The following is a 22,891-nucleotide window of genomic DNA, read 5'->3' on the forward strand; positions in this document are numbered from 1 at the left end:
TACCCATGCTTGAAGCCGCCAATAAACTGGGCATCATTTTTTTTCCCGCGTATGACTGGGCCATCAGCCCCACGCATCCCGAGCGGGAAGAGCGCCTGCTGTACACACAGGACCAGCTGCGTGAAGAGGGACTCTTCGATATTCCCGGCATAACGGAATACAAACCGCTGGTGGCCGGCCGCGAAGATGTGGAGCGGGTGCATTTCTGCATTCCCGACATAGAAAGGGTGTGCACAAAATCGCATCTTGTCTCTGCGGGCGGGGCCATACAGGCGGCACGCCTGGTGATGGAAGGCAAAGAGGACAAGGCGTTTGCGCTGGTGCGTCCTCCGGGGCATCACGCCATGAAAGTGGTGCACGGCAACAGAGGGTTTTGCAACGTCAACATTGAAGCCCTGATGATTGAGCACATACGGGAACATTTCGGCCCGTTGCGGGTGGCTGTCATTGATACCGACTGTCACCACGGCGACGGCACGCAGGATATATACTGGAACGACCCCGACACGCTGTTCATCTCGCTGCATCAGGACGGGCGCACCATTTTTCCCGGAACGGGATTCCCCGCTGAACTGGGCGGGGTCAATGCGCTCGGTCGCACACTCAACATCCCGCTGCCGCCCAGAACCTCAGACAGAGGGTTCCTGCATGTCATCGACCATCTGGTGCTGCCGGTGCTGGAGCACTTCAAACCGGATATCGTCATCAACTCCGCCGGACAGGACAACCACTTTTCAGACCCCATCACTGACATGCGTTTTTCCGCACAGGGATATGCCGCGCTCAACAGCAGGCTGAACCCTGACATCGCTGTGCTGGAGGGCGGCTACGCCATTCAGGGGGCACTGCCGTATGTGAATCTGGGCATTGCGCTGGCCATGGCCGGACTTGATTACAGCTCTGTACGCGAGCCGGATTTCGACCCTGCCGCCATTGAACAGTCGCCGCGCATCACCGAGTATGTGGAACGCCTCTGCGAAGAGATGCTCAAGGTTTATTTCAATCCGCCTTCGCAGCCGCGGCAGGGCGAGAAGTCGGGCGAATGGTGGGTGCGTACAAAAGACATCTTTTACGATACCGACGGCATCAATGAAAGTCAGGTGGAGTCGGTGCGGATATGCCCTGATTGTGCGGGCGTGATGAAAATTGAAACATGGTCCACGGCCAATCCCCTCAGTCTTGGTGTGCAGGTACCGCAGAATGCCTGTGAAAAATGCAGAGGCATCGGCATACGCACCGTTGAGGAGGCGCATGTCAAGGGTAACTACCGCTATATTCAGCTGATCAACCGTAAAGACAAGCAGTATGTGCAATATGGTTTTTAACCGCTTTTTTGCCGGTGCAGGCCGCTCCGGCGCCGCAACCGGCCGGAGTCCGCAAGCAGGTGTGTTTTGTGCTTCCCGTCGCCTGTGCGGTGGTCTTATGCGCCGTGGGGGCTGCCTGCTGGCGCTGGCTGCCGTGCTTGTGGCGGGGCCGTGTGCGGCGTATGCCGCCGTTCCTGCGCACAACGCATCTTCTTCCGCAGCCGGAACCCCGCCGGCCGTGGCGGACGAAGTGCAGACACTGGCCCGTACCGGGCAGTGGGAAGAAGTTCTGAAAGCTACAGGCGGAGTGGCTCCGTCCCTCAGCCTGCCGTCGGCGGATGTGCGCATTGTGCGTTACCGTGCGGAGGCTCTGCTGGCGCTGGATCGTGCCGGTGAAGCTCTGACTCTGGCCGCACGCGGGCTGGCGCTGGAGCCGGACAATGCCGTTCTGCTGGCCTTGCGCGGGGATGCCCAGCTGGCTCTGGGGTATCCGCAGCGTGCGGCGGAAGATTACCATGCCGCGCTGACGAGCGATGCCGAGTCGTGGCGCGCCATGCACGGCATGGCGCTGGTGGCGCGTACCGCCGGTGATACGACTGCTGCGCTGGAGTGGTACGACAGACTGGTGCCTCTGCAGCCCGACAGGCCGCTGTTGCGTATGGAGCGTGCCATTCTGGAGCACGAAGCCGGTCTGGTGGCGCGTGCCCGGCGCGATATGGAAGTGGTTGCCATGCTTGCCCCGGAAAATCCCGATGTCTGGAACAACAGGGGCATGATGTATCTTGCACAGGGTGACGCGCAGAAAGCCATGGCTGACTTTGACAAGGCTCTGCGGCTTGATCCGGAACATGCGGGCGCTTTGCTCAACAGGGGAAACCTCTGGCGTGAGCGGCTTGATCTGCACCGTTCGCTGCACGATCTGGATAACGGTGTGCGTCTGCATCCCCGCAACGTCAGAATGCTTGTGGCCCGCATGTACACCCATGTGGCTCTGCAGCAGTATCCTGCTGGACTGGCTGATCTGGAAGCGGCTTACAGCGTGAACAGTCTGGATACATATCTGCTGAACGAGTTTGCGTGGTTTCTTGCCACAGTGCCTGATGCCGCCCTGCGGGACGGCGGGCGTGCCGTGCGCTATGCCCGCGAAGCGCTGGACCTCAGTCCTGTGCCCGTGGCATCATATTTTGATACGCTGGCGGCGGCTTATGCAGCTCAGGGCCGGTTTGACATGGCCGTGCCCGCACAGGAGCGCGCGCTGCTGATGGCCATGGACCGCGCCTATCCGGAAACGGTGCTGGGCAAGTGGCGTCAGCGGCTTGAGTTGTACCGGAACAAGCAACCCTACAGCAGTGGGAAGTAAGGAGCAGAAAGTGAAGAATACCTTTTCCGTGACACCGAAGGCTGACACTCCGGTTGAAAAATGGTGGGCTCTGCGTCTGGCCGAGGCGGCGGAAAGTCTGCAGGGGAATAATTTTGAAGTTTTCGTGGCTGCCGACTGCCACGAGGCGGGAGAGGTTTTTCTCCGTGAAATTCTGCCCGCCACCGGTGCTTCCACAGTCAGTTTCGGCGGTTCCATGACGCTGGCGGCCACCGGCATAGTGGACGCCGTACGGCAGAATCCCTCGCTTGAGGTCATTGATACTTTTGACAAGTCCGTTTCTGCCGAAGAAGCGCTGGAGCGCCGCAGACAGGCACTGCTGAGTGACCTTTTTCTTACGGGAACCAACGCCGTGACCGCCTGCGGCAAGCTGGTGAACCTTGATATGATCGGCAACCGTGTGGGGGCCATCAACTTCGGTCCCCGTCATGTGGTGCTGTTCATAGGCCGCAACAAGCTGGTTGAGGATGTGCCCGCGGCCATGGACAGAATAAAGGATTACGCTTCGCCCACCAACACCATGCGGCTTGAAAAAAAGACTCCGTGCAGGATGACTTCGCACTGTACCGACTGCAGCAGTCCTGACAGAATATGTAATGTCTGGACCATTACGGAAAAATCGTTTCCCAAGGGACGCATCCGTGTGGTGCTGATAAATGAAGACTGCGGGTTGTAGGAGCTGTCACAGGATGTAAACCGACGACATTCAGGCCGTGTCCGCCATTGCGGGACGGCCTTTTTTTGCAGCTTCCGGCGGGCCGGATGCTGCCGAATTGCCGCCGCACCGGCGCCAGTGAAGGAGGATGCATGTTTCTGAATGAGCATATGAGCAAGGTGCTGTTTGCCGAAGCCGGAATAGATACCCCTGCGGGCGACTTGCTGACGCCCGGCCAGCTGGCGGAATATACTCCTGCCGTGTCCGCCCCGTGGTTTCTCAAGGCGCAGGTGCTTACCGGCGGAAGAGGCAAGGCCGGAGGCATACGCTGTGCCGCCACCCTGAAGGAGCTCAGAGAGACGGCTCAGGACATGTTCGCCATGGAAATCAAAGGACACAAGGTGCCCTTTCTGCGTATCGAATCCGCCACGGACATACGCAGAGAATGCTATCTTTCTTTTGTACTTTCGCGCGAACGGCGCGACCTGCTGCTTACCACCAGCAGAGCGGGCGGTATTCATGTGGAGAGTTCCACCGGTCAGCAGAAGCCGCTTGTGCAGCGGGTTCCGCTGGACAGCGGCCTGCGCGAGCATCATCTGCGTGCGGCTTTTTTTGAAATGGGAGTTGAAAAGGAGCACTGGGCCGGTTTCAAGGCCATGGCGGAAAAACTGTACAGGGCGGTAAGAGAGTACGGTCTGCTGCTGGCCGAGATCAACCCTCTTGTGCTTACCTGCGACGGCCGCTGGGTGGCACTGGACGGCAAGGTTGAGCTGGACGACAGTGTGGTGGACCTGCAGCCCGATCTCGAACGGTTCTATACGCCGGAACATCATTCGCGTGAAGAGAATCTGGCCCGCGAAGCCGGACTCAGCTATGTGGAGCTTAAAGGCTGGGTGGGGATTCTGGTCAACGGGGCCGGGCTGGCCATGGCCACAATGGACCTTCTTAATTTTTCCGGTCTGTCGGCGGCAAATTTCATGGATCTGGGCGGTGCGGCCGATGCGTCGCGTATGCGCCGCGCACTTGATCTGCTGTTTGAAAACCGCAATGTGCGCACGGTGTTCATCAACCTGTTCGGGGGTATTGTTTCGTGCGCCGATGTGGCCCGCGCGCTTGTGGATGCACTGGAGGGCGGTGATGCGCCAAAGCCCATTGTGGTGCGTATGGCAGGCCACGAATCCGCAGAAGGGCGGGCGCTGCTGCATGATTTTGCTCATCCTTCGGTAACCATAGCACAGGAAATGCACGAAGCGCTGGACGCGCTGCGGTCCATGAAACCCGCAGATGTCCCCCGTATTGAATTTCCGTTGCCGCAGGAACCTGATCCGGTGCCGCAGCATAACGGGCAGGAAGCTGCCGCCTGTGTGCCGGTGTATAACGTCATGGGGCTGGACAGCAGCTCCGGCGTGCTGGTGCAGGGGCTCACAGGCCGCGTTGCCCAGCGGCATGCCGCCTTGATGATGGAATACGGCACGCGGGTGGTGGCGGGGGTCACTCCCTTTAAAGGCGGGCAGGAGGTAATGGGGATTCCGGTGTATGATTCCGTGCATGAGGCGTGCAGGCATCACCGTATTGATGCTTCCATCATTTTTGTACCGGCCGCATTTGCTCCCGATGCCGTGCTGGAGGCCGCGGCGGAAGAAATTCCGTGGGTTGTGTGCATTACTGAAGGAATACCTCAGGCGGCCATGCTGTCGGCTCTGAAAAATATCCAGCCGTCGCCCACTTGTGTGGTGGGGCCGAATACTCCGGGCATAGTGGTTCCGCATCAGCTTAAAATAGGTATCATGCCGGGTTATGTGTTCAGCCCCGGCCCCGTGGCAGTGTTTTCGCGTTCGGGCACGCTTACCTATGAGGCAGCTTCGCGCCTTTCCGCCGCGGGCATAGGGCAATCCGTATGCGTGGGGGTGGGCGGAGATTCGTTTGTGGGCACCGGCTTTGTGGACCTGTGCGAAAGAGTGCGCCACGATGCCGCCACCCGTGCGGTGCTGGTGCTGGGCGAAGTGGGCGGCAGGGCCGAAGAGGAACTGGCAGAATACGTACGCAGGACAGGTTTTTCCAAACCGGTGGTTTCATTTGTGGCGGCGCGTACTGCTCCTCCCGGCCGCAGGCTGGGGCATGCCGGAGCCATTCTGGACGAAACCACCGGCGGAGTGGAGGCTAAACTGCAGGCCATGCGCGAGGCCGGTTTTACCATCTGCCCTGATCTGGCAAGTCTGCCGCGCATTATGCGCGCTGTTCTTGACAGGGCATGACGGTGTGCAGCAGGTGTGCAATCTGCTGACGGCAGGTTGCCGCTCCGCAGGAGCGGAAATGACCGCACCGGATTTTTTGCGCTGAAAAAAGCACGCCGCAGGGGGATTGTAGAGCGGGCGCGCACGCGCTATGCTTTATGCAGGAAGGTGTGTGACACTGCAAAAAGATGGTTGTCCGGCCGCCTCGGGTAATCGGGGCTGCCGGTTGTGCCTGTGGGGTGTATGCGGGCGGATTCGTCAGGTGCCGGTTTTTCCGGTGCAGGCGCGTTCTTTCTTTCTCCGCATTCCGTCAGCTGTGCGGCATGTGGTATGCCGCTGCGGGCAGAGGCTCCGCTCTATGCGTGACCGCCGGTGTGCGGTGCTGCGGCGCTGCCGGATGTGACTTCTTTTTGCACAGGGTGTCCGCCTGCTTATATCTGCGTACCGAACCTGCGCACCGAATGCGTACCGAGGAGCAAATCATATGAATCTGACCGAAGCGTTGCTGCATGCTCTCAAAGAGCGTGGCGCCAAAGAAGTGTACGGCATTCCGGGCGACTTTGCCCTGCCGTATTTCAAGATAATCGAATCCACGGGTATTCTGCCGCTTGTCACGCTGAGCCACGAGCCCGCCGTGGGGTTTGCCGCCGACGCATCCGCCCGCTTCAGAGGCGGTCTGGGGGTGGCCGCAGTGACATACGGAGCCGGCGCATTGAACATGGTTAACGCCATAGCGCAGGCATATGCGGAAAAGTCGCCTGTGGTTGTCATTTCCGGCGCGCCGGGAACCCACGAAGGCGGACATGGGCTGCTGCTGCACCATCAGGCGAAGCATCTTGACTCGCAGTACCGCATGTACAAAGAAGTCACCTGCGATCAGGCGGTGCTGGACGATCCGGCCACTGCGCCTGAAACCATAGCCCGTGTGCTGCAGAGCTGTATTGAACATTCCCGCCCTGTGTATCTTGAGATTCCGCGTGATCTGCCTGCGGCACCGTGTGCGCCTGTGCCTGCTTTTGCTGCTTCCGGCACGGATGCGGACGCCGTGGACGCCTGCGCCCGCGACGTGCTGCAGCGCGTGCAGAGCGCCGCGCTGCCCATGATGATGGTGGGGGTTGAGGTGCGGCGTTACGGCATAGAAGACAAAGTGGCTCTGCTGGCCGAGCGGCTGGGGGTGCCTGTGGTGACCAGCTTTATGGGACGCGGGTTGCTAGCTTCGGCCAGCTGTCTGGAAGGAACCTATCTGGGCATGGCCGGTGACGAGACACTCAGCGAGGCTGTGGAATCTTCCGACGGGCTTCTGCTGCTGGGTGTTATCATGTCGGATACCAATTTCGGCGTGTCCGGAAGCCAGCTGGACCGCAGGCGTGTGATGCATGCGGAGGACAGACAGGTGCGTGTCGGCTACCATGTGTATCATGACATTCCGCTGGGAGCGCTGGTGGACCGTCTGCTGGCATTGCTGGATGACGGACAGGAAGCTGACATGGCTCTTTCGGGCTGCGGCGGTTCTTCTGACGACAGGGCATTGCAGGGGGCGGGACTCGCTGTGAATCCGCGGGGTTTCATGGCAGATGCCGCAGATATCACTCCCACGGATATAGCCGCGCTGCTTAATGATTTTTTTGCCTCGCACGGAGCAATGCCCGTTGCCAGCGATATAGGCGACTGCCTGTTCACCATGCTGAGCGTGGATGCCATTCCCATGGTGGCACCGGGGTATTATGCCAGCATGGGCTTCGGGGTGCCGGCGGGCATGGGGCTGCAGATAACGACAAAGGAGCGTTCGCTCATTCTGGTGGGCGACGGCGCTTTTCAGATGACCGGTATGGAACTGGGCAACTGCACGCGGCTGGGTATTGATCCCATCGTGCTGGTGTTTAATAATTCGTCGTGGGAAATGCTGCATGTCTTCCAGCCCGAGACAGCATACAGCAATCTGGGCGAATGGGATTTTGCCGCGGTGGCTGACGGTCTGGGTGGACGGGGGCACAGGGCCGCCACCCGTGCCGAGCTTGCACGTGCGCTGACACAGGCCCATGCCGAACGCGGACGTTTTCAGCTGATTGACGCCCGTCTGGCTCCGCATAGTCTGTCCCCCACGCTGGCCCGTTTTGTGGAAGGTGTGCGCAGATTCAGTTCGGGGCAATAAGCTGTTGTAATTATCAGATGGCGGCTCCGCGCCCGTGCGGAGCCGCTTTGTCAAACCGCCTGTATGCGGTTTCAACCTTGAACCCAACTCAGGGTGAGCAAAGAAGGAGTATATGCATGTAACGGATAACACGCTGGCAACCATTGAATTCACCCTTTGCTGGAACTGCGACCTTGCCTGCCACACCGAGCGCTATTGGGCACGCAGGGTCAACTTCTGGCGCGATATTTTTCCGCCCCGCATGCGTGAGGCTCTGGAGGGCTGCCGCACCGGAGACAGCATATTGCTGAAATACGCTCCCGGAGAGGCACTGCCGTCATATAACCCCGCCTACGTCTATTCTGTTCCGCACAATTCTTTCCGTTCCCGGTGCGTACCCGGATATCATCCGGTTCCCCGTGCCGGACGCTATTTCCCGCTGATGTTTTTTGCCTGTCTGCCGGGTGTTTTCGGAGGAGACATGCGCCCTGCCCGTATTGTGCGCATGGATTCGCGCTGCATGGTGGTCGATGCCAACCATCCGCTGGCCGGAAGAGCCTTCAGCATGGAGGCGCGTATTCTTGATCTTGCTGAAAAGACAGGGGAAACAGGCGGGCGCCTGACACACTGGCTGGAAGCTGTGGCGGACGGCGGTCCGGGTATTCAGGCGCGCATCAGCGGTGAACCTGTTGAGGTGCTGTCCGACCCGCATGCGTTCATGCGTTGCGATCAGGTGGACGACCGCGCTTTTTACAATGTGCCGCGCAGTGTGGACCATATAGACGCGCAGGCTTGCGCCCATCTGCGCGATGAAATAGCCCGCGTTGTTCCGCGTGGGGGCCGCGTGCTGGACCTCATGACGGGATGGCGTACCCATCTGCCCGCAGGGCATGCCGCTCATGTGACAGGACTGGGACTGGGCGAGGCGGAAATAAATGACAACCCCGTGCTGGATGAGCGCATTATGCATGACCTTAATGCCGATCCGCAGCTGCCTTTGCCGTCAGCGTCTTATGATGCCGTCATCTGCACACTTTCGGTCGAGTACCTTTTGCAGCCCGTGGCCGTATTGCGCGAAGCCGTGCGGGTGCTCAGGCCCGGCGGCATCATGGTGCTGGCAGTTTCTGACAGGTGGTTCCCCGGCAGAACAATACGCATCTGGCCGGAGTTGCATGAGTTTGAGCGGGCGGGGTTGATGGTGGACTTGCTGCAGGCGGCGGGCGGTCTGGAATCGTTCCGCACGGTGAGTGTACGCAACTGGCCGCGTCCGGCCGATGACCGGCATGCAGGCCGGATGGCGCTCAGCGATCCTGTGCACGTTGTTTCGGCAGTGCGCACGGCGTGATCTGCATGTGCAACGATCCAGTATAATTAACTTTCTATGTTTTCCGGTTGTTTTTCAGCCCGCCGTAACGGCGGGCTTTTTTGCGGCATTGTACACGCAGCACAATAAACTGGTTGCGTTTATCTTTATATTTGAATATTGATGAATCTTGATATTGTGATGTTTTGTGTATGGAAACGGAATGCGGTGCAAATCCGCAGCGGACGCGCCACTGTAACCGGCAAGCCCGGCCGACGTCACTGCCGCAGAGGCGGGAAGACTAGGTCATATGGGGCCGGAAGCCAGGAGACGACCATGCACAAGAGCACGGCAGTCTCGCGATTGGGCTGACACGTACCGGCGGCAGGTTGCTTGCCTGACCGCTGATGCATCCAGAGCTTGAATGTCGTTGCTCCTTTGATTCAACACCATAAAAGGAGTGACAGAGCATGATTATTCACAACCTGGGATTTCCCCGCATAGGCGCTTCGCGTGAGCTCAAGTTCGCGCTGGAGTCGTACTGGGCAGAACGCACCGGTGAAGATGCGCTGCAGTCCGTGGCCGCCGGTTTGCGGCAGCGGAACCTGCAGTGGCAGCACAAGCTGGACTATGTGCCTGTGGGCGATTTTTCGCTGTATGATCAGGTGCTGGATATGAGTTTTACCCTCGGCAATGTGCCTGAGCGTGTAAAAAATCTGCCCGGCGGCGATACGGAGGCGTATTTCAGGGTGGCCCGCGGTCGGGCTTCGGCCGGAGACACGCACACTGTACATGCGGGCGAGATGACCAAATGGTTTGATACCAACTACCACTACATTGTACCGGAATTCACCGCGCAGAGCCGTTTCCGGCTGGATGCAGACCGGCTGACCGGCCAGCTGAAAGAAGCTGCCCGCAGCGGGGTGCAGGCCAAGCCCGTGATTATCGGGCCTGTGACGTACCTGTGGCTGGGCAAGTCCAAAGACGGTTCGGACCGGCTGGCGCTGCTGGAAAAGTTGCTGCCGGTTTACAGAGAGCTGCTTGAAACTCTGGCGCAGAACGGTGCCGGATGGGTGCAGGTGGATGAACCTGTGCTGGTGACCGAGCTGGAAAAGCCGTGGCTTGATGCGCTGACTGATGCCTACCGCTATCTTGCCGGCACGCCGGTCAGTATTTTGCTGGCCACCTATTTCGGCACATTGCAGGGCAATCTCGAAACCCTTGCCGCGCTGCCCGTGGCCGGAGTCCATGTGGATGCCGTGCGCGGCAGGGATGAAGTAGAGCGTCTTGTGGCCGCACTGCCCGGTGAAACTGTTGTTTCGCTTGGTGTCATTGACGGCAGAAACGTCTGGAAGACCGATCTTGCGGCGCTGCTGGACTGGCTGGAACCTGTGGCAGGGCAGCTTAAGGACAGGCTCTGGCTGGCTCCTTCGTGTTCGCTGCTGCATGTGCCGGTAGACCTTGCCGCAGAAGACGCAATGGACAGTGAAGTGCGTTCATGGCTGGCGTTTGCGCTGCAAAAGCTGGAAGAACTGCACACGCTGGGAACAGCCCTGCGCAGCGGAAGAAACGCCGTTGCCGAAGAGCTGGCCCGTAACGCGCGCAGCATCGCTTCCCGCCGCGGTTCGGAGCGGGTGCGCAATGAAGCTGTACGCGCCAGGGTGGCATCGTTGTCCGGTCAGGCGGGAGACCGCAGCCAGCCCTATGAGCAGCGCTCTCTTGTGCAGCGCCGGATGCTGCAACTGCCGCTTTTTCCCACAACGACCATAGGCTCGTTTCCGCAGACGGCGGAGATTCGTGCCGTAAGACAGCAATACCGCAAGGGCGAGCTTTCACTTCAGGAATATGAAGAAGCCATGCGTGCCAACATCAGACATGTGGTGGCGCGGCAGGAAGAGCTTGGGCTGGATGTGCTTGTTCATGGCGAGGCCGAACGCAACGACATGGTGGAATATTTCGGCGAGCAGCTTTCCGGATACGTCTTCAGCCGTTTCGGCTGGGTGCAGTCCTACGGCTCACGCTGCGTCAAGCCGCCCATCCTGTACGGTGATATCGAGCGGCCTGCTCCCATGACGGTGAAATGGATAACCTATGCCGCTTCGCTGACCGGAAAGCCGGTGAAGGGTATGCTGACAGGGCCGGTGACCATGCTTAACTGGTCGTTCGTGCGCGATGATCAGCCCCGCGAGGATACCTGCCGTCAGCTTGCCGCGGCCATCCGCGATGAAGTGCTTGATCTTGAGAAGGCAGGTGTGGGCATCATTCAGATAGATGAAGCGGCTCTGCGCGAAGGAATGCCCCTGCGCCGCCCGGAATGGGCGGAATATCTGCGCTGGGCCGTGGAGTCCTTCCGTCTGGCGGCCAACGGCGTGGAGGCGCGGACGCAGGTGCATACGCACATGTGCTATTCGCAGTTCAACGATATCATCGAATCCATCGCCGCCATGGATGCTGATGTCATCACCATCGAGACTTCGCGTTCGGATATGGGGCTGCTCGATGTTTTCGAGCATTTCAGCTACCCCAACGAAATAGGTCCGGGGGTGTATGACATTCATTCGCCCAACGTGCCTGATGTGGAATCGATGGTGGAATTGCTGTGCAAAGCCGCCCGCCGCATTCCCCCTCAGCGCCTGTGGGTAAACCCTGATTGCGGGCTGAAGACCAGAGCATGGCCCGAGACCGTGGCCGCGCTGGAAAATATGGTGGAAGCAGCACGCAGGCTGCGTACCATGTTTGCCGCCTGACAGCCGCCTGACGGTTTTGCAGTGCGTTGTGTATAAAATGCAACCCGGCAGACCCGCGGGTCTGCCGGATTTTTACGGTCCGGTTGTTCCTGCATGCTGTAAACGGTGCACAGCTGTCACCGGCAGCCGCAGGCTTCCAGAAGCGCGGCAATGCGGTGATGGTATGTGTGACGGGCCAGTATGTGGCTGTGCCACGCCCGTGCAACCTGACGACGCCATGCGTGGTCATGCAGCACCCGGCCGAACAGTTCTGGAATTTCTCCGGCAGTGCGGAAGGAGGATTCGCATACAAGTTCCCGCGGAAAAATTTCCAGACCGGGGGTGTTGTCTGTCAGGCAGAAACCGCCCGCAGCCCATACGTCGAAGTTGCGCTGGGTAAGCCCTGCGGGCAGCAGCATGCTGGTCAGGTTGAGTGTGGCGGCGGCACGGGCATACAGATGCGGCAGAACGGTATAGTAATCCACGGGCGGATGCACGGCGGTGCCCTGCGGCAGCAGGCTCTGCCAGCCGTCATCGCCGAAAACTGTCAACGTTGAGCCGGGTATGGCCGCGCAGGTCGTCAGACAGGCGGTACGCCAGCGGCGGGCGCATTCCTCGGCGGCAAGTCCGGCGGAGCGTACTTCATGCGAGGGCCACAACGGGCTTGTGCGCAGTGTTGCGCACCACCAGTCAAAGTCGGGGCGCTCGCCGTGGCGCAGCATTTCATCCGCCTGCTGCATGGCTGCGTGCGGGTACCGGCATCCGGCAAAAAAGCGTTCCCTGTCGGGAAAGGCGGATCGTCCGGCAAAGATGAGCATATGCTCCAGACCGTCCGGTAGAGCGCCGCACGACTTTGCAGGCGGCAGCTGCGCCGCCTGTTCCCGTGCCGGGTCAAACAGTTCTGCCATGGTTGCCAGCGGCAGGTGCTGTACATGGCGCGCCCCGTGCTCCTGCAGAGGACGGCAGAAAGAACTGTCGGTCACAAACAGTCTGACCTGCTTCCAGAAAGGGCTCCGGATGCCGGACACAAGGTGCCACGGATTGTCAACGCACCAGACTGCCACCGGTACGCCTGCCGCATCCAGCAGGTTGAACCGCTCGCCCCATGTGTCCAGCCCCTTGAAGTTGACGCACAGAAAAAGAGCCGGGCTGCAGTGGCGCAGGGCCGCGGGCAGAGCGTGCCCGTCGTCCGGGGATATGCATTGAACCTGCAGTCCGGCACCGGTAAGGGCGTGGTGCAGTTCAAGTACAAGCAGGTCGCTGCGCGATCCGGCCAGCAGCACGGTATCTTTTTCACAGCGGGCGGATGTACTGGATGCGCGCCGCATATGCTCCAGCCGTGCCGCTGCAAGGGCTTTGCCCCAGTAACCGGGAAAAAGGCGTGCGTTTTGCCTGTAGGCGACAATGCTGCCGCCCTGCCGCACGTGATTCCGCACCAGCTGTGCCAGTCTGTCACTTTCTGCGGCAGGCGCAGAGTCATCGGAGCCGCAGCCCGTGTCGTCGTATGGCGGCGGGGCATCCGGTGTGCTGTTTTGCCAGTGACGCGGTATGGCCTCGTGCCACGATGCGGGCATTTGACTTGCGAAATCCGCGCATTCGACATAGGAAACATACCCCCCGCTGTCATGACCGCCGGTGGCGCTGGTCTGCCGGCGCGCCAGTGCGTCAGCCAGCGCGGCCGCCTGAGCCGGAAAAGGGCCCAGGCCCAGCACCAGAACATTTTTTGTGCCGGTGAGTGTTTCATACGACTGCCCGCCGTCGGGCAGGGTCTGCGTCGTGCCGTTCCAGTTGCGCACGGTAATGCGGGGCGGACGAAAGCTGGTTGTGCGGCGTACAGTCATGAGCGGCCTTGGCGTTCGGGGCACTTTCGGATACAAGTGCCGCAGGTGAAGCAATGAAAAAATATCGTGACCATTATTTTCTGAAGGCCAAACGGGAGAATTATCCCGCGCGGTCTGTCTATAAGCTGAAAGAAATAGATAAACGCTTCGGCATCTTGAAGCAAGGCATGCGTGTGCTCGATCTTGGCGCGGCTCCCGGGTCATGGTCGCTTGGCGCGGCGGAAAAAATCGGACCTTCGGGCAGGGTGCTGGCTGCCGACATCCAGACCACAGAGACTGTTTTTCCGCCCAATGTCACGTTTATGCAGGAAGATGTCTTCGAGCGTTCTGCAGAATTCGAGCAGGCGCTGTCCGAGACCGGTCCTTTTGACGTCGTCATAAGTGATATGGCTCCTAAAACCACGGGCCACAAGTTCACCGATCAGGCCAGATCGTCCAATCTGTGCTTTGAAGCGCTTGCGGTTGCCTCACTTCATCTCGTAGAAGGCGGCAGCTTTGTGGTCAAGATTTTCATGGGACCGGATGTAGAAGCGTACGTGAAGCAGATGCGTACGCTGTTTACCGCTGTTAAGTCGTTCAAGCCCAAAAGCTCGCGCTCCGAGAGTAAGGAAACCTTTTATATCGGACTGGGGTTTAAAGGGCTGCCGGAGTTTTCTGAACAAGAGGGCGAAGACTGAAAGGTCTTTTTCGCAGAACAGTTTTGCAATGACCGGAGCGCGCTGCGGCGCGCTGACTGGGGGCTGCCGCTGTGCCTGACACGGCGGGGTGCTCCGGTGGCTGCCGGCATTGCCTTTTTAAGGAGGAAGTATGGCCGGACATAGTAAATGGAAAAACATCCAGCACCGCAAGGGACGTCAGGACGCCAAAAAATCCAAGGCGTTCACCAAGGTTGCCAAAGAAATAATCATCGCCGCCAAAGGCGGGGGTGATCCGGTGGCCAACAGCCGTCTGCGTGCGGCCATTGCCGCGGCTAAAGCGGTGAACCTGCCCAAGGACAAAATTGAGACCGCCATCAAGAAGGGTACCGGCGAACTGGCCGGCGGAGATATTTTTGAACTGGTGTACGAAGGCTACGGCCCCGGCGGCATTGCTTTTCTGATTGAAGTGGCCACCGACAATAAAAACCGTACCGTGGCTGAAGTGCGCCACATCCTGACCAAATCCGGCGGCTCCATGGGCGAGGCCGGCTGTGTGGGCTGGATGTTTGACAAAAAGGGCGTGCTGACTTTTCCCAAGGAAGCCTATTCCGAAGACCAGCTGATGGAAATCGGGCTGGAAGCCGGTTGCGATGACGTCATCGATGAAGGCGACAGCTGGGCGGTGCATGTGGATCCTTCTTCTTTTGAAGATGTGAAGGCCGCTTTTGAGCAGGCCGGAGTGACCGCGGAATCGGTGGAACTGGCCAGCGTGCCGCAGAACACCATCGAAGTGGATGCGGAAACCGGCAAGAAACTGCTGCGCCTGGTGGATGCGCTGGAAGAGAACGACGACGTACAGAACGTGTTTGCCAACTTCGACCTGCCTGACGAAGTGCTGGCCGAAATGGAAGACTAGCCTTTACGGCCGGCCGGAACTCTGTTCCGGCCGGCTTGTTCCGCCGGCATGGCGGGGCAGGGCAGACATACAAGGCGGCCGGAGCGCAATGACTACGCAGGGTATAACGGTGCTGGGCATAGACCCGGGGTCGAGAACAACAGGCTGGGGTATCGTGCGCGAGGTTTCCGGCGTGCTGACGCTGGTGGATTGCGGTGCGGTGCGCCCCCGGGGCGATGAATTTTCTGACAGACTCGGCGCTATTTATCACGGGCTGCATGAGGTGATTGCCCGGCATATGCCGGACGAAGCATCGGTTGAAAATGTCTTTACCGCCAAAAATGCCGCTTCTGCTCTTAAACTGGGACAGGCGCGGGGTGCGGCAGTGGCTGCCTGCGCTGCACATCACCTGCCTGTAGCAAGCTATGCTCCCACAGAAATAAAAAAAACAATTGTGGGAGTGGGCCGTGCCGAAAAAGAGCAGGTCAGCTTTATGGTGGCCCGCCTGCTGGGTGTGAAAGGCGACTGGGGTCCGGATACGGGCGACGCGCTGGCCGCGGCCATCTGTCATCTGAATATGCGCAGATTGCGCAGGCTGGCCGCGGGGTAACTTCTGCCTGCCGCTGTGAACCCGGCGCGCAATGCGGACAGCGGCCTTTTATTCTCTGTTCCGTTGATGTACAACCCTACTTCAGGAAATCTGCCATGATTGCATATATTGAAGGGCGAGTGGCCGAAGTGACCGAGCAGAGCTGTGTGGTGGTTACGCAGGGCGGGGTGGGGTACGAAGTGCATCTGCCTTCGCATCTGCTTGCGCGGCTGCCTGAACAGGGCGCGGCGGTTTCTTTTTACATCCACACGGTGGTGCGCGAAGACGCGCTGGAACTGTACGGATTTTCCGGATGGGATGAGCGGCAGACGTTTCTTGTGCTTATTTCCATTTCCAAAGTGGGGGCCAAGACGGCTCTTGCCGTGCTTTCTCTGTACCGGCCCGACGACCTGCGGCGCATTGTTGCCGACGATGATGTGACGGCGCTTACGCGGGTTTCCGGCATCGGCAAAAAAAGCGCCCAGCACATTCTGCTGGAACTGAAATACAAGCTTAAAGTGGAATCGCTGCCTGCTTCGGCCGGTCTGGCCGCCGGTGTGCCGGGCAGTGTGCTGCGCGATGCCGTTCAGGCACTGGGCAATCTCGGTTATGCCGAAGAAGAGGCCGCCCCCGTGCTGAAAAACATTCTGAAGCAGGATCCCGATCTGGATGTGAGCGAAGCGTTGCGTGCGGCGCTTAAAGCGCTTGCAAAGGCGAGATGATGATGGAACAGGAATGTGTTGATGATTCGATCCGCCCGAGAACGCTGGATGATTTTATCGGGCAGGAAGACCTGCGCGCCAACCTGCGGGTGTATCTGCAGGCGGCCCGGGGCCGCGGGCAGGCCATGGACCATACGCTGTTCTACGGCAACCCCGGTCTGGGCAAAACAACTCTGGCCCAGATCATGGCCTCCGAGATGGGCGTCAATATGGTGTGCACTTCCGGACCGGTGCTTGAGCGCAGCGGCGATCTGGCAGCCATTCTGACCAATCTGGGCAAAGGTGATCTGCTTTTTGTGGATGAAATTCACAGAATGCCCGTGGCCGTGGAAGAGGTTCTGTATCCGGCCATGGAGGACTTCAAGCTTGATCTGGTCATCGGACAGGGGCCGGGTGCACGCACCGTCAAGATTGACCTTGAGCCCTTTACTCTGGTAGGAGCCACAACCCGCATCGGACTGCTCTCCTCTCCGCTGCGCGACCGTTTCGGAATCATCAGCCGGCTTGAATTTTACACTCCGGCGGAGCTGGCCTGCATAGTCAAACGTACGGCAGGCATAATGGGTGTATCCCTTACAGAAGACGGCGCGGTGGAAATAGGGCGCAGATCGCGGGGCACCCCCCGCATAGCCAACAGGCTGCTGCGCAGGGTGCGCGATTTCGCTTCGGTGCAGAATTCTGCCGCAGTCACCGCCGCGCTTGCCTCTGACGCTCTGGCACGCATGGATGTGGACGAGCTGGGGCTGGATCAGATGGACCGCAAGCTGCTTTCGGTGCTTATCGAACACTTTGCAGGGGGGCCTGTGGGCGTTAAAACGCTTGCCGTGGCCTGTTCCGAAGAGGTTCGCACCATTGAAGATATTTATGAGCCGTATCTTATCCAGTGCGGCTTTCTTAAACGCACGCCCCGCGGACGCATGGCCACGGCCAAAGCGTATCGCCATATGAATCTGCTTGCGTAATAACAAGACCACCCGCCTCCGGGCGGGTGCACTGATTTCCCCCGCGGGAAGCCAGACCGGATGGATGTAGTATGCCCAGTAAAGAATGCCGAGTGGAGCTGTTGGCCCATACCCCCGAACCTCTGTCGCTCATCTATGCGGCATTCAGACAATGTTATCATGCCGGTTTTGCAGGCGATATGTGGCAGCGGCTGGTGGCCGGCGACATTGACAGGCAGAAACAGGCCGATTTCATTTCTCAGGTGCTTGAATCCGGCCACGCGAGCCCCATTGAGCATGTCAGCTTTACCTTTGCTGTAGAGGGCGTTTCCCGCGCTTTGACGCACCAGCTGGTGCGTCACCGGCTTGCCTCTTATTCGCAGCAGAGCCAGCGGTATGTGGATGGAAGTAACTTCGAGTATATACTGCCGCCCGCCATTGCCCGTAATCAGGCAGCACGGGCACGTTTCGAGGCCTTTATGGCCGAAGTGGGCAGTGCCTACCGCGATTTGAAGCAGATTCTGGAGCAGGACGGACGCAAAGGGGCCAAGGCCAATGAGGACGCCCGCTTTGTTCTGCCGCAGGCTGCCGAGAGCAAAATAGTGCTGACCATGAACTGCAGAGTGCTTCTCCACTTTTTTGAAGAGCGCTGCTGTTCCCGCGCGCAGTGGGAAATCCGCCATATGGCCGATATGATGCTGGAGCGCTGCCGTGGCGCGCTTCCGGTCATTTTCCGCCATGCCGGAGCCAAATGTGTGCGTCTGGGCTATTGTCCCGAAGGAGAACGCTTCACCTGCGGCAGGTATCCGCTGCGTGATGCGGGGCGCGGTCAGCCCTGATTCCGAACTGTCGTACATGGCGATTTCTTTTCGCCAGTTCTCAAAAACGCCAAAATAAGAAGTTTTATTAAGCAAAACGCAGAAAATAACTCTGTGTGTTGTGGAAAACTTTTTCCACAAGCTGTGGATTGTGGTGTGGAAGCCGTGTGGAAATGCTTGCTGGGCATAGCCTCGCAGGGATCAGCGTCATCCGCCATGTTTCTGTTTTTGTCCGGAACTACAGTGTGTTGAGGCGTACCGTCACTTGGGAAAAACTCGTCGCCGGACTCGTGCCGATGTCCGGTTTTCGATCCTTGCAGCAACCTTAGATAGAACGTAATCAACCCGTCATGATAAACGCTTGGGCGCAAATTGAACATACTCTCCGCGACAATCTGAATCCGGGCCTTTTTAAGGTCTGGATCAAACCGCTTGCTGCAGAGCAGGCCGGTGACTCTCTTCGTCTTGTCGCGCCCAATGCCTTCGTTGCCAGCTGGGTCCGCGACAGGCTAATGAACGAAATCGAAAAAGCCGCTGCCTCTGTGCTTGGCAGTGTGCCCACCATTACCGTTGTATCCGGTGAAGAGCCCGCCGCCGCCCCCAGACCGGTGCAGGTGCCCGCGCAGAAGCGTCCGGCAGCTGCCAGAACCAGCGGTGCCGAGCAGATGGGGCTGCCCCTGCATTATGCGTCCCGTTCTGCGGACAGCATCAAATGGATGCACAGTTTTGATGAATTTGTTGTGGGGCCAAGCAACCAGATGGCCTTTGCGGCGTCACAGGATATCTGCCAGCAGTCTTTCCGCAGCGACACTCTTTTTCTCAGCTCCGACCCCGGGCTCGGAAAAACACACCTTCTGCATGCCGTGGGGCAGCAGCTTTGCAATATCAGCAACCGTACCCTGCCCCGTGTGGAGTATCTGACAGCGGAAGAATTTGCCACGCGGCTTATCTGTGCGCTGAAAGCAAAGGAAGTGGACCGCTTTAAAGCCCGTTACCGCGATGTGGATGTGCTGCTGCTTGAAGATGTCCACTTTCTTCAGGGCAAACAGCGCATGCAGGACGAAGTGCTTTCCACCGTGAAGGCTTTGCAGTCGCGCGGGGCCAAGGTGCTGTTTTCCAGCTCGTTTGCACCCAAAGACCTGAATGACCTTGATTCGCAGCTCACCTCGCGTTTCTGTTCAGGATTGCTGGCCGTCATTGAAAAGCCGACATTTGAAACCCGCAAACAGATTCTGCGCGAAAAAGCCCGCCTGCACCATGTGCAGCTGCCCGAACAGGTGGCTGATCTGCTGGCAGACAATATCCGCGCCGATGTGCGTCAGATAGAAAGCTGCCTGCGTAACCTGCTGCTCAAGGCGCGGTTGCTCAACCAGCAGATAACCATGGACATGGCGTGGGAGATTATCGGCCACTACGCCAAGCGCGAAGCGGTGCTTGATATTGATGCCATCGTGCGTCAGATATGCAGCGGGTTTGATATTTCCAAAGAGCAGCTGCAGTCCAGAAGCCGCCGCCGCGAGCTTGTCATAGCGCGCAACACGGCGTTCTTTCTTGCCCGCAAGCATACCGACCTTTCGCTGGAAGAAATCGGTAAGCGTTTCAACCGCAAGCATTCCACGGTTATCAAAGGTATAGCCAACATAGAGCGTGAAATGAATAAGGAAACACCGCTGGGCAGACAGGTGGTGAACGCAGTAAATATGGTGGAACGCAACGGACGAATTATTCACCCCTGACCAGAGTCGGGGCGTGGCCGCTTTATGCGGCGCCGGTTGCAGATAACAAGCAGCTTCAAGGCACGAACCGCTCCGGTTCGTGCCTTTTTTGCATCCTGCGCAGGGCCGCTGCTGCAACTGTGAATACGCCGGTAATTTGGCGCTTGCGCCTGCGGGTGAATCCGCGGTAGAGCGTTTGTTTCGATAATGAATGTGCTGCTGGCGCCGTGTAGCGCTGCAGACTTGAAAAAAGGAGAAAAGAATGAGCAGCGATGCTTTTTCTCAGCCGTACAGGGAAATTGCCCCGCGCCTGCTGGGACTCAGGGATGCTGTAGGCTTTTCTGCAGAGGAGCTTGCGCAGAAAGTGGGTGTGACGTCGCAGGTTGTTGAGCGCTACGAAAGCGGAGAGGTTGAGATTCCTGTCAGTTATCTTACCGATGTCGCAAGAGCCTGCGGAGTTGATCTGACGGCGCTTGTGTCGGGCGGCGACGCTCACCTGCACGATTTTACGCTGGTGCGCAAAGGGGAAGGGCTGGCTGTGGAACGCCGCAAGGACTACGACTACCGTAATCTTGCTTCGCGTATGACAGGCCGCCGTATGGAGCCTTTTATGGTACGGGTGCCGCCTAAAGCCGAAAGCGACCTTTCGTGGAATGAACACAGCGGTCAGGAATTCATCTATATGCTGGAAGGCAGGCTTGAAATATGGCTTGAGTCCAAACGCAACGTGCTGGAACCGGGCGATTCCATCTATTTCGAGTCGAGGATTCCGCATGCTCTGCGTGCTCTTGACGGCGCCGACGCCGTGTTTCTGGATGTGATTAGCTAGTTTCCATTCGGCCGGAATCAGTGCCGTGTGTGCTGCTGTCCGGTGCGGGATGCCGCTGCGAATGGAAACAGGCCGCAAGGCTCATAGTACAGGCAACCGGCCTGCAGAGCAGGCAGTCACAACAGAACAGTATAAGAGAACAGAGGAAATCAGGCGATGAAGAAGATAGTCAGTGCCAGCTACGAAGGTTTTTGCAGAGATTTTACCCTGAATGTGCCCGCAAATTTCAACTTTGCGTTTGATGTGCTGGACAGACTGGCCTCTGAACGGGGTGATGATGTTGCCGTGGTGCATGTGGATGATGCCGGCGTCCGGCGCGACTACACCTTCGGGTGGTTGCACGGTCAGTCCTGCCGCATGGCCAATGCGCTGAAACAGCGCGGTCTGCGCAAGGGCGACCGTGTGATGCTTATCCTGTACCGCAGCATCGAGTTCTGGGTAAGCATGCTGGCGTTACATCGTCTGGGCGCCGTGCCCGTGCCTTCGCCCGCGCAGCTGATGCCCAAGGATATTGTTTTTCGTGTCAACCGCGCCAACATCCGCGGTATGATAGTTGAATCATCGCTGACAGGCCGTATAGAAGAAGCCCGTCCTCAGACGGAAACGCTTGATGTGTTGGTGCAGTCCGGCAAAGGCTGTCTGCCCGCGGGCTGGAGCGACTTCCATGATATGGTGCAGCAGGCATCGGCTGATTTTCCCCGACCTGCCGCTCCGGCTGAAAATGCCGGAGGCGATGATCCGCTGCTGATTTTCTTTTCATCCGGCACCACCGGAATGCCCAAGATGGTGGAACACAACCATCTGTACCCGCTGGGACATTATATGACCGGTGCCTACTGGCACGACCTGGAACCCGGAGACCTGCACCTGACTCTTGCCGACACAGGCTGGGGCAAGGCGCTGTGGGGCAAGTTCTACGGCCAGTGGATGGCCGGTGCCGCTGTTTTCGTTTATGATTTTCGCGGCAAGTTTGTGCCGGCAGAGCTTTTGCGCATCATGGCCGAAAACAGGATAACCACCTTCTGCGCACCGCCCACGGTGTATCGTTTTCTGGTGCGCGAAGACCTTTCGCAGTACGACCTTTCCTGCCTGCGCCACTGCACCACAGCCGGTGAATTGCTGAACGAAAGCGTTTATGCCGACTGGCTGGCAGCCACCGGACTGCCCATTTATGAAGGCTACGGACAGACGGAAACCACTCTGCAGGTGGCCACGTTCCGCAACATGCAGCCCAAGCCCGGCTCCATCGGCAGACCGGTGCCCGGCTGGGATGTGGTGCTGATGGATGCCGGCGGTAATGTGTGTCCTGCCGGTGAAGAGGGCGAAATATGTGTCCGCGTGGCCGACGGCGCTCCTGTGGGGCTTTTCAAGGGGTATCTGGACGAGCCGGAAAAAACGGCGTCGGTGATGTTTGACGGCTACTACCATACCGGCGACAAGGCATGGATGGACGAGGACGGATATCTGTGGTTTCTGGGCCGCGTGGATGACCTCATAAAGAGCTCCGGCTACCGTATCGGCCCGTTCGAAGTTGAGTCGGCGCTTGTTTCCCATCCTGCAGTTATTGAAGCTGCGGTTACCGGCGTGCCCGACCCTCTGCGCGGGCAGGCGGTTAAAGCCACAGTGGTGCTGGCCGGCGGTTATGAAGCCGGTGAAGCCCTGACTAAAGAGTTGCAGAACCATGTTAAAAAGGTGACTGCACCGTATAAGTATCCGCGTATCATAGATTATGTGGACGAATTGCCCAAAACCATAAGCGGCAAGATCAAGCGGGCTGAAATACGCCAGCGTGACGAACAGGCCTGATACCGCTGCAGGGCTGGGCCTGAAGCGGCGTGCCGCTGTTTATCGGAGGGGCGTGCCGCTGTCTATCCGGAGCGGCGTGCTGCTGTCTACCGGAGCGGCGTGTTGCTGTCTACCGGAGCGGCGTGCTGTTGTTTCCGGGACCGGTGCAGCCCAGCGTGTCTGCCTGCGGCGGGGAATGCCGCCGGATGTGCGCAATATGGATTGATACGGCACCTGCATCCGCTGACTGCGGCGTATGACCGGTGCAGACGGTACAGCCCGCGGGTGCGTCACTCCGCTGACAACCTGCACAAGGTATGCATAACAAAAAGCGCCCCGCGGCAGAAAAGCCGCGGGGCGCAGTTGTGTTATGCCGCTGCAGTCTGC

General features: G+C 58.9%; 17 protein-coding genes and 1 riboswitch. Of the genes, 16 read left to right on the forward strand and 1 reads right to left on the reverse strand.

The genetic code is table 11. The features are described 5' to 3' along the window. Positions 1-5: 5 nt before the first annotated feature. The 7 genes from ACZ5D1_RS06660 (at position 6) to metE (ending at position 11,752) form a co-directional block, all read left to right on the forward strand. Positions 6-1,325: a histone deacetylase family protein gene (locus ACZ5D1_RS06660; protein ID WP_027181208.1), complete on the forward strand. Its 1,320-nt coding sequence runs from the start codon at positions 6-8 to the stop codon at positions 1,323-1,325. Positions 1,326-1,422: 97 nt separating this feature from the next. Then, entirely contained in the window at positions 1,423-2,664 is a 1,242-nt protein-coding gene (locus ACZ5D1_RS06665; protein WP_455696238.1) for a tetratricopeptide repeat protein, read from the forward strand. 10 nt (positions 2,665-2,674) lie between these two features. Continuing rightward, positions 2,675-3,358, forward strand: a complete 684-nt coding sequence (locus ACZ5D1_RS06670) for a lactate utilization protein (protein WP_011368209.1) — start codon at positions 2,675-2,677, stop codon at positions 3,356-3,358. 131 nt (positions 3,359-3,489) lie between these two features. Continuing rightward, entirely contained in the window at positions 3,490-5,592 is a 2,103-nt protein-coding gene (sucD, locus tag ACZ5D1_RS06675) for a succinate--CoA ligase subunit alpha (RefSeq protein WP_464556320.1), read from the forward strand. A gap of 463 nt (positions 5,593-6,055) precedes the next feature. Beyond that, positions 6,056-7,723, forward strand: a complete 1,668-nt coding sequence (gene ipdC, locus ACZ5D1_RS06680; RefSeq protein WP_011368207.1) for an indolepyruvate/phenylpyruvate decarboxylase — start codon at positions 6,056-6,058, stop codon at positions 7,721-7,723. A 112-nt stretch (positions 7,724-7,835) separates the two neighbouring features. Continuing rightward, a complete protein-coding gene (locus tag ACZ5D1_RS06685) occupies positions 7,836-9,047 on the forward strand; it encodes a methyltransferase domain-containing protein (RefSeq protein WP_464556322.1) in 1,212 nt (403 codons plus the stop codon). Positions 9,048-9,185: 138 nt separating this feature from the next. Further along, positions 9,186-9,358, forward strand: a riboswitch (cobalamin riboswitch). 117 nt (positions 9,359-9,475) lie between these two features. Next, on the forward strand, positions 9,476-11,752 hold the full coding sequence (gene metE, locus ACZ5D1_RS06690; RefSeq protein WP_464556324.1) for a 5-methyltetrahydropteroyltriglutamate--homocysteine S-methyltransferase: 2,277 nt from the start codon (positions 9,476-9,478) through the stop codon (positions 11,750-11,752). 116 nt (positions 11,753-11,868) lie between these two features. Here metE and ACZ5D1_RS06695 read toward each other — a convergent pair whose 3' ends face one another. Further along, entirely contained in the window at positions 11,869-13,572 is a 1,704-nt protein-coding gene (locus tag ACZ5D1_RS06695) for a glycosyltransferase family protein (RefSeq protein WP_464556326.1), read from the reverse strand. A gap of 53 nt (positions 13,573-13,625) precedes the next feature. Between ACZ5D1_RS06695 and ACZ5D1_RS06700 the strand changes: the two genes are divergently transcribed. The 9 genes from ACZ5D1_RS06700 (at position 13,626) to ACZ5D1_RS06740 (ending at position 22,525) form a co-directional block, all read left to right on the forward strand. Next, on the forward strand, positions 13,626-14,249 hold the full coding sequence (locus ACZ5D1_RS06700) for an RlmE family RNA methyltransferase (RefSeq protein ID WP_011368203.1): 624 nt from the start codon (positions 13,626-13,628) through the stop codon (positions 14,247-14,249). Between the two features lie 130 nt (positions 14,250-14,379). Continuing rightward, positions 14,380-15,126, forward strand: coding sequence for a YebC/PmpR family DNA-binding transcriptional regulator (locus ACZ5D1_RS06705; protein WP_011368202.1), 747 nt, complete (start codon positions 14,380-14,382; stop codon positions 15,124-15,126). An 88-nt stretch (positions 15,127-15,214) separates the two neighbouring features. Continuing rightward, the gene (gene ruvC, locus ACZ5D1_RS06710; RefSeq protein WP_011368201.1) at positions 15,215-15,715 is read left to right on the forward strand and encodes a crossover junction endodeoxyribonuclease RuvC; all 501 of its coding nucleotides are present in this window, start codon (positions 15,215-15,217) and stop codon (positions 15,713-15,715) included. Positions 15,716-15,810: 95 nt separating this feature from the next. Then, complete coding sequence (ruvA, locus tag ACZ5D1_RS06715) at positions 15,811-16,416, forward strand: Holliday junction branch migration protein RuvA (protein WP_011368200.1); 606 nt, start codon at positions 15,811-15,813, stop codon at positions 16,414-16,416. Further along, the gene (gene ruvB / locus ACZ5D1_RS06720) at positions 16,416-17,378 is read left to right on the forward strand and encodes a Holliday junction branch migration DNA helicase RuvB (protein WP_027181200.1); all 963 of its coding nucleotides are present in this window, start codon (positions 16,416-16,418) and stop codon (positions 17,376-17,378) included. Before ruvA ends, ruvB begins: the two co-directional genes overlap by 1 nt. 71 nt (positions 17,379-17,449) lie before the next feature. Beyond that, positions 17,450-18,196 carry an FAD-dependent thymidylate synthase gene (thyX, locus tag ACZ5D1_RS06725; protein WP_011368198.1) on the forward strand — a complete coding sequence of 249 codons (747 nt, stop codon included), beginning with the start codon at positions 17,450-17,452 and terminating at the stop codon, positions 18,194-18,196. Positions 18,197-18,525: 329 nt separating this feature from the next. Next, positions 18,526-19,911, forward strand: a complete 1,386-nt coding sequence (dnaA, locus tag ACZ5D1_RS06730) for a chromosomal replication initiator protein DnaA (RefSeq protein WP_011368197.1) — start codon at positions 18,526-18,528, stop codon at positions 19,909-19,911. Between the two features lie 241 nt (positions 19,912-20,152). Next, the gene (locus ACZ5D1_RS06735) at positions 20,153-20,719 is read left to right on the forward strand and encodes a helix-turn-helix domain-containing protein (protein WP_027181199.1); all 567 of its coding nucleotides are present in this window, start codon (positions 20,153-20,155) and stop codon (positions 20,717-20,719) included. 156 nt (positions 20,720-20,875) lie between these two features. Continuing rightward, the gene (locus tag ACZ5D1_RS06740; protein WP_464556328.1) at positions 20,876-22,525 is read left to right on the forward strand and encodes an AMP-binding protein; all 1,650 of its coding nucleotides are present in this window, start codon (positions 20,876-20,878) and stop codon (positions 22,523-22,525) included. Positions 22,526-22,891: the final 366 nt, after the last annotated feature.

The sequence above is a fragment of the Oleidesulfovibrio vietnamensis genome, assembly GCF_055388115.1.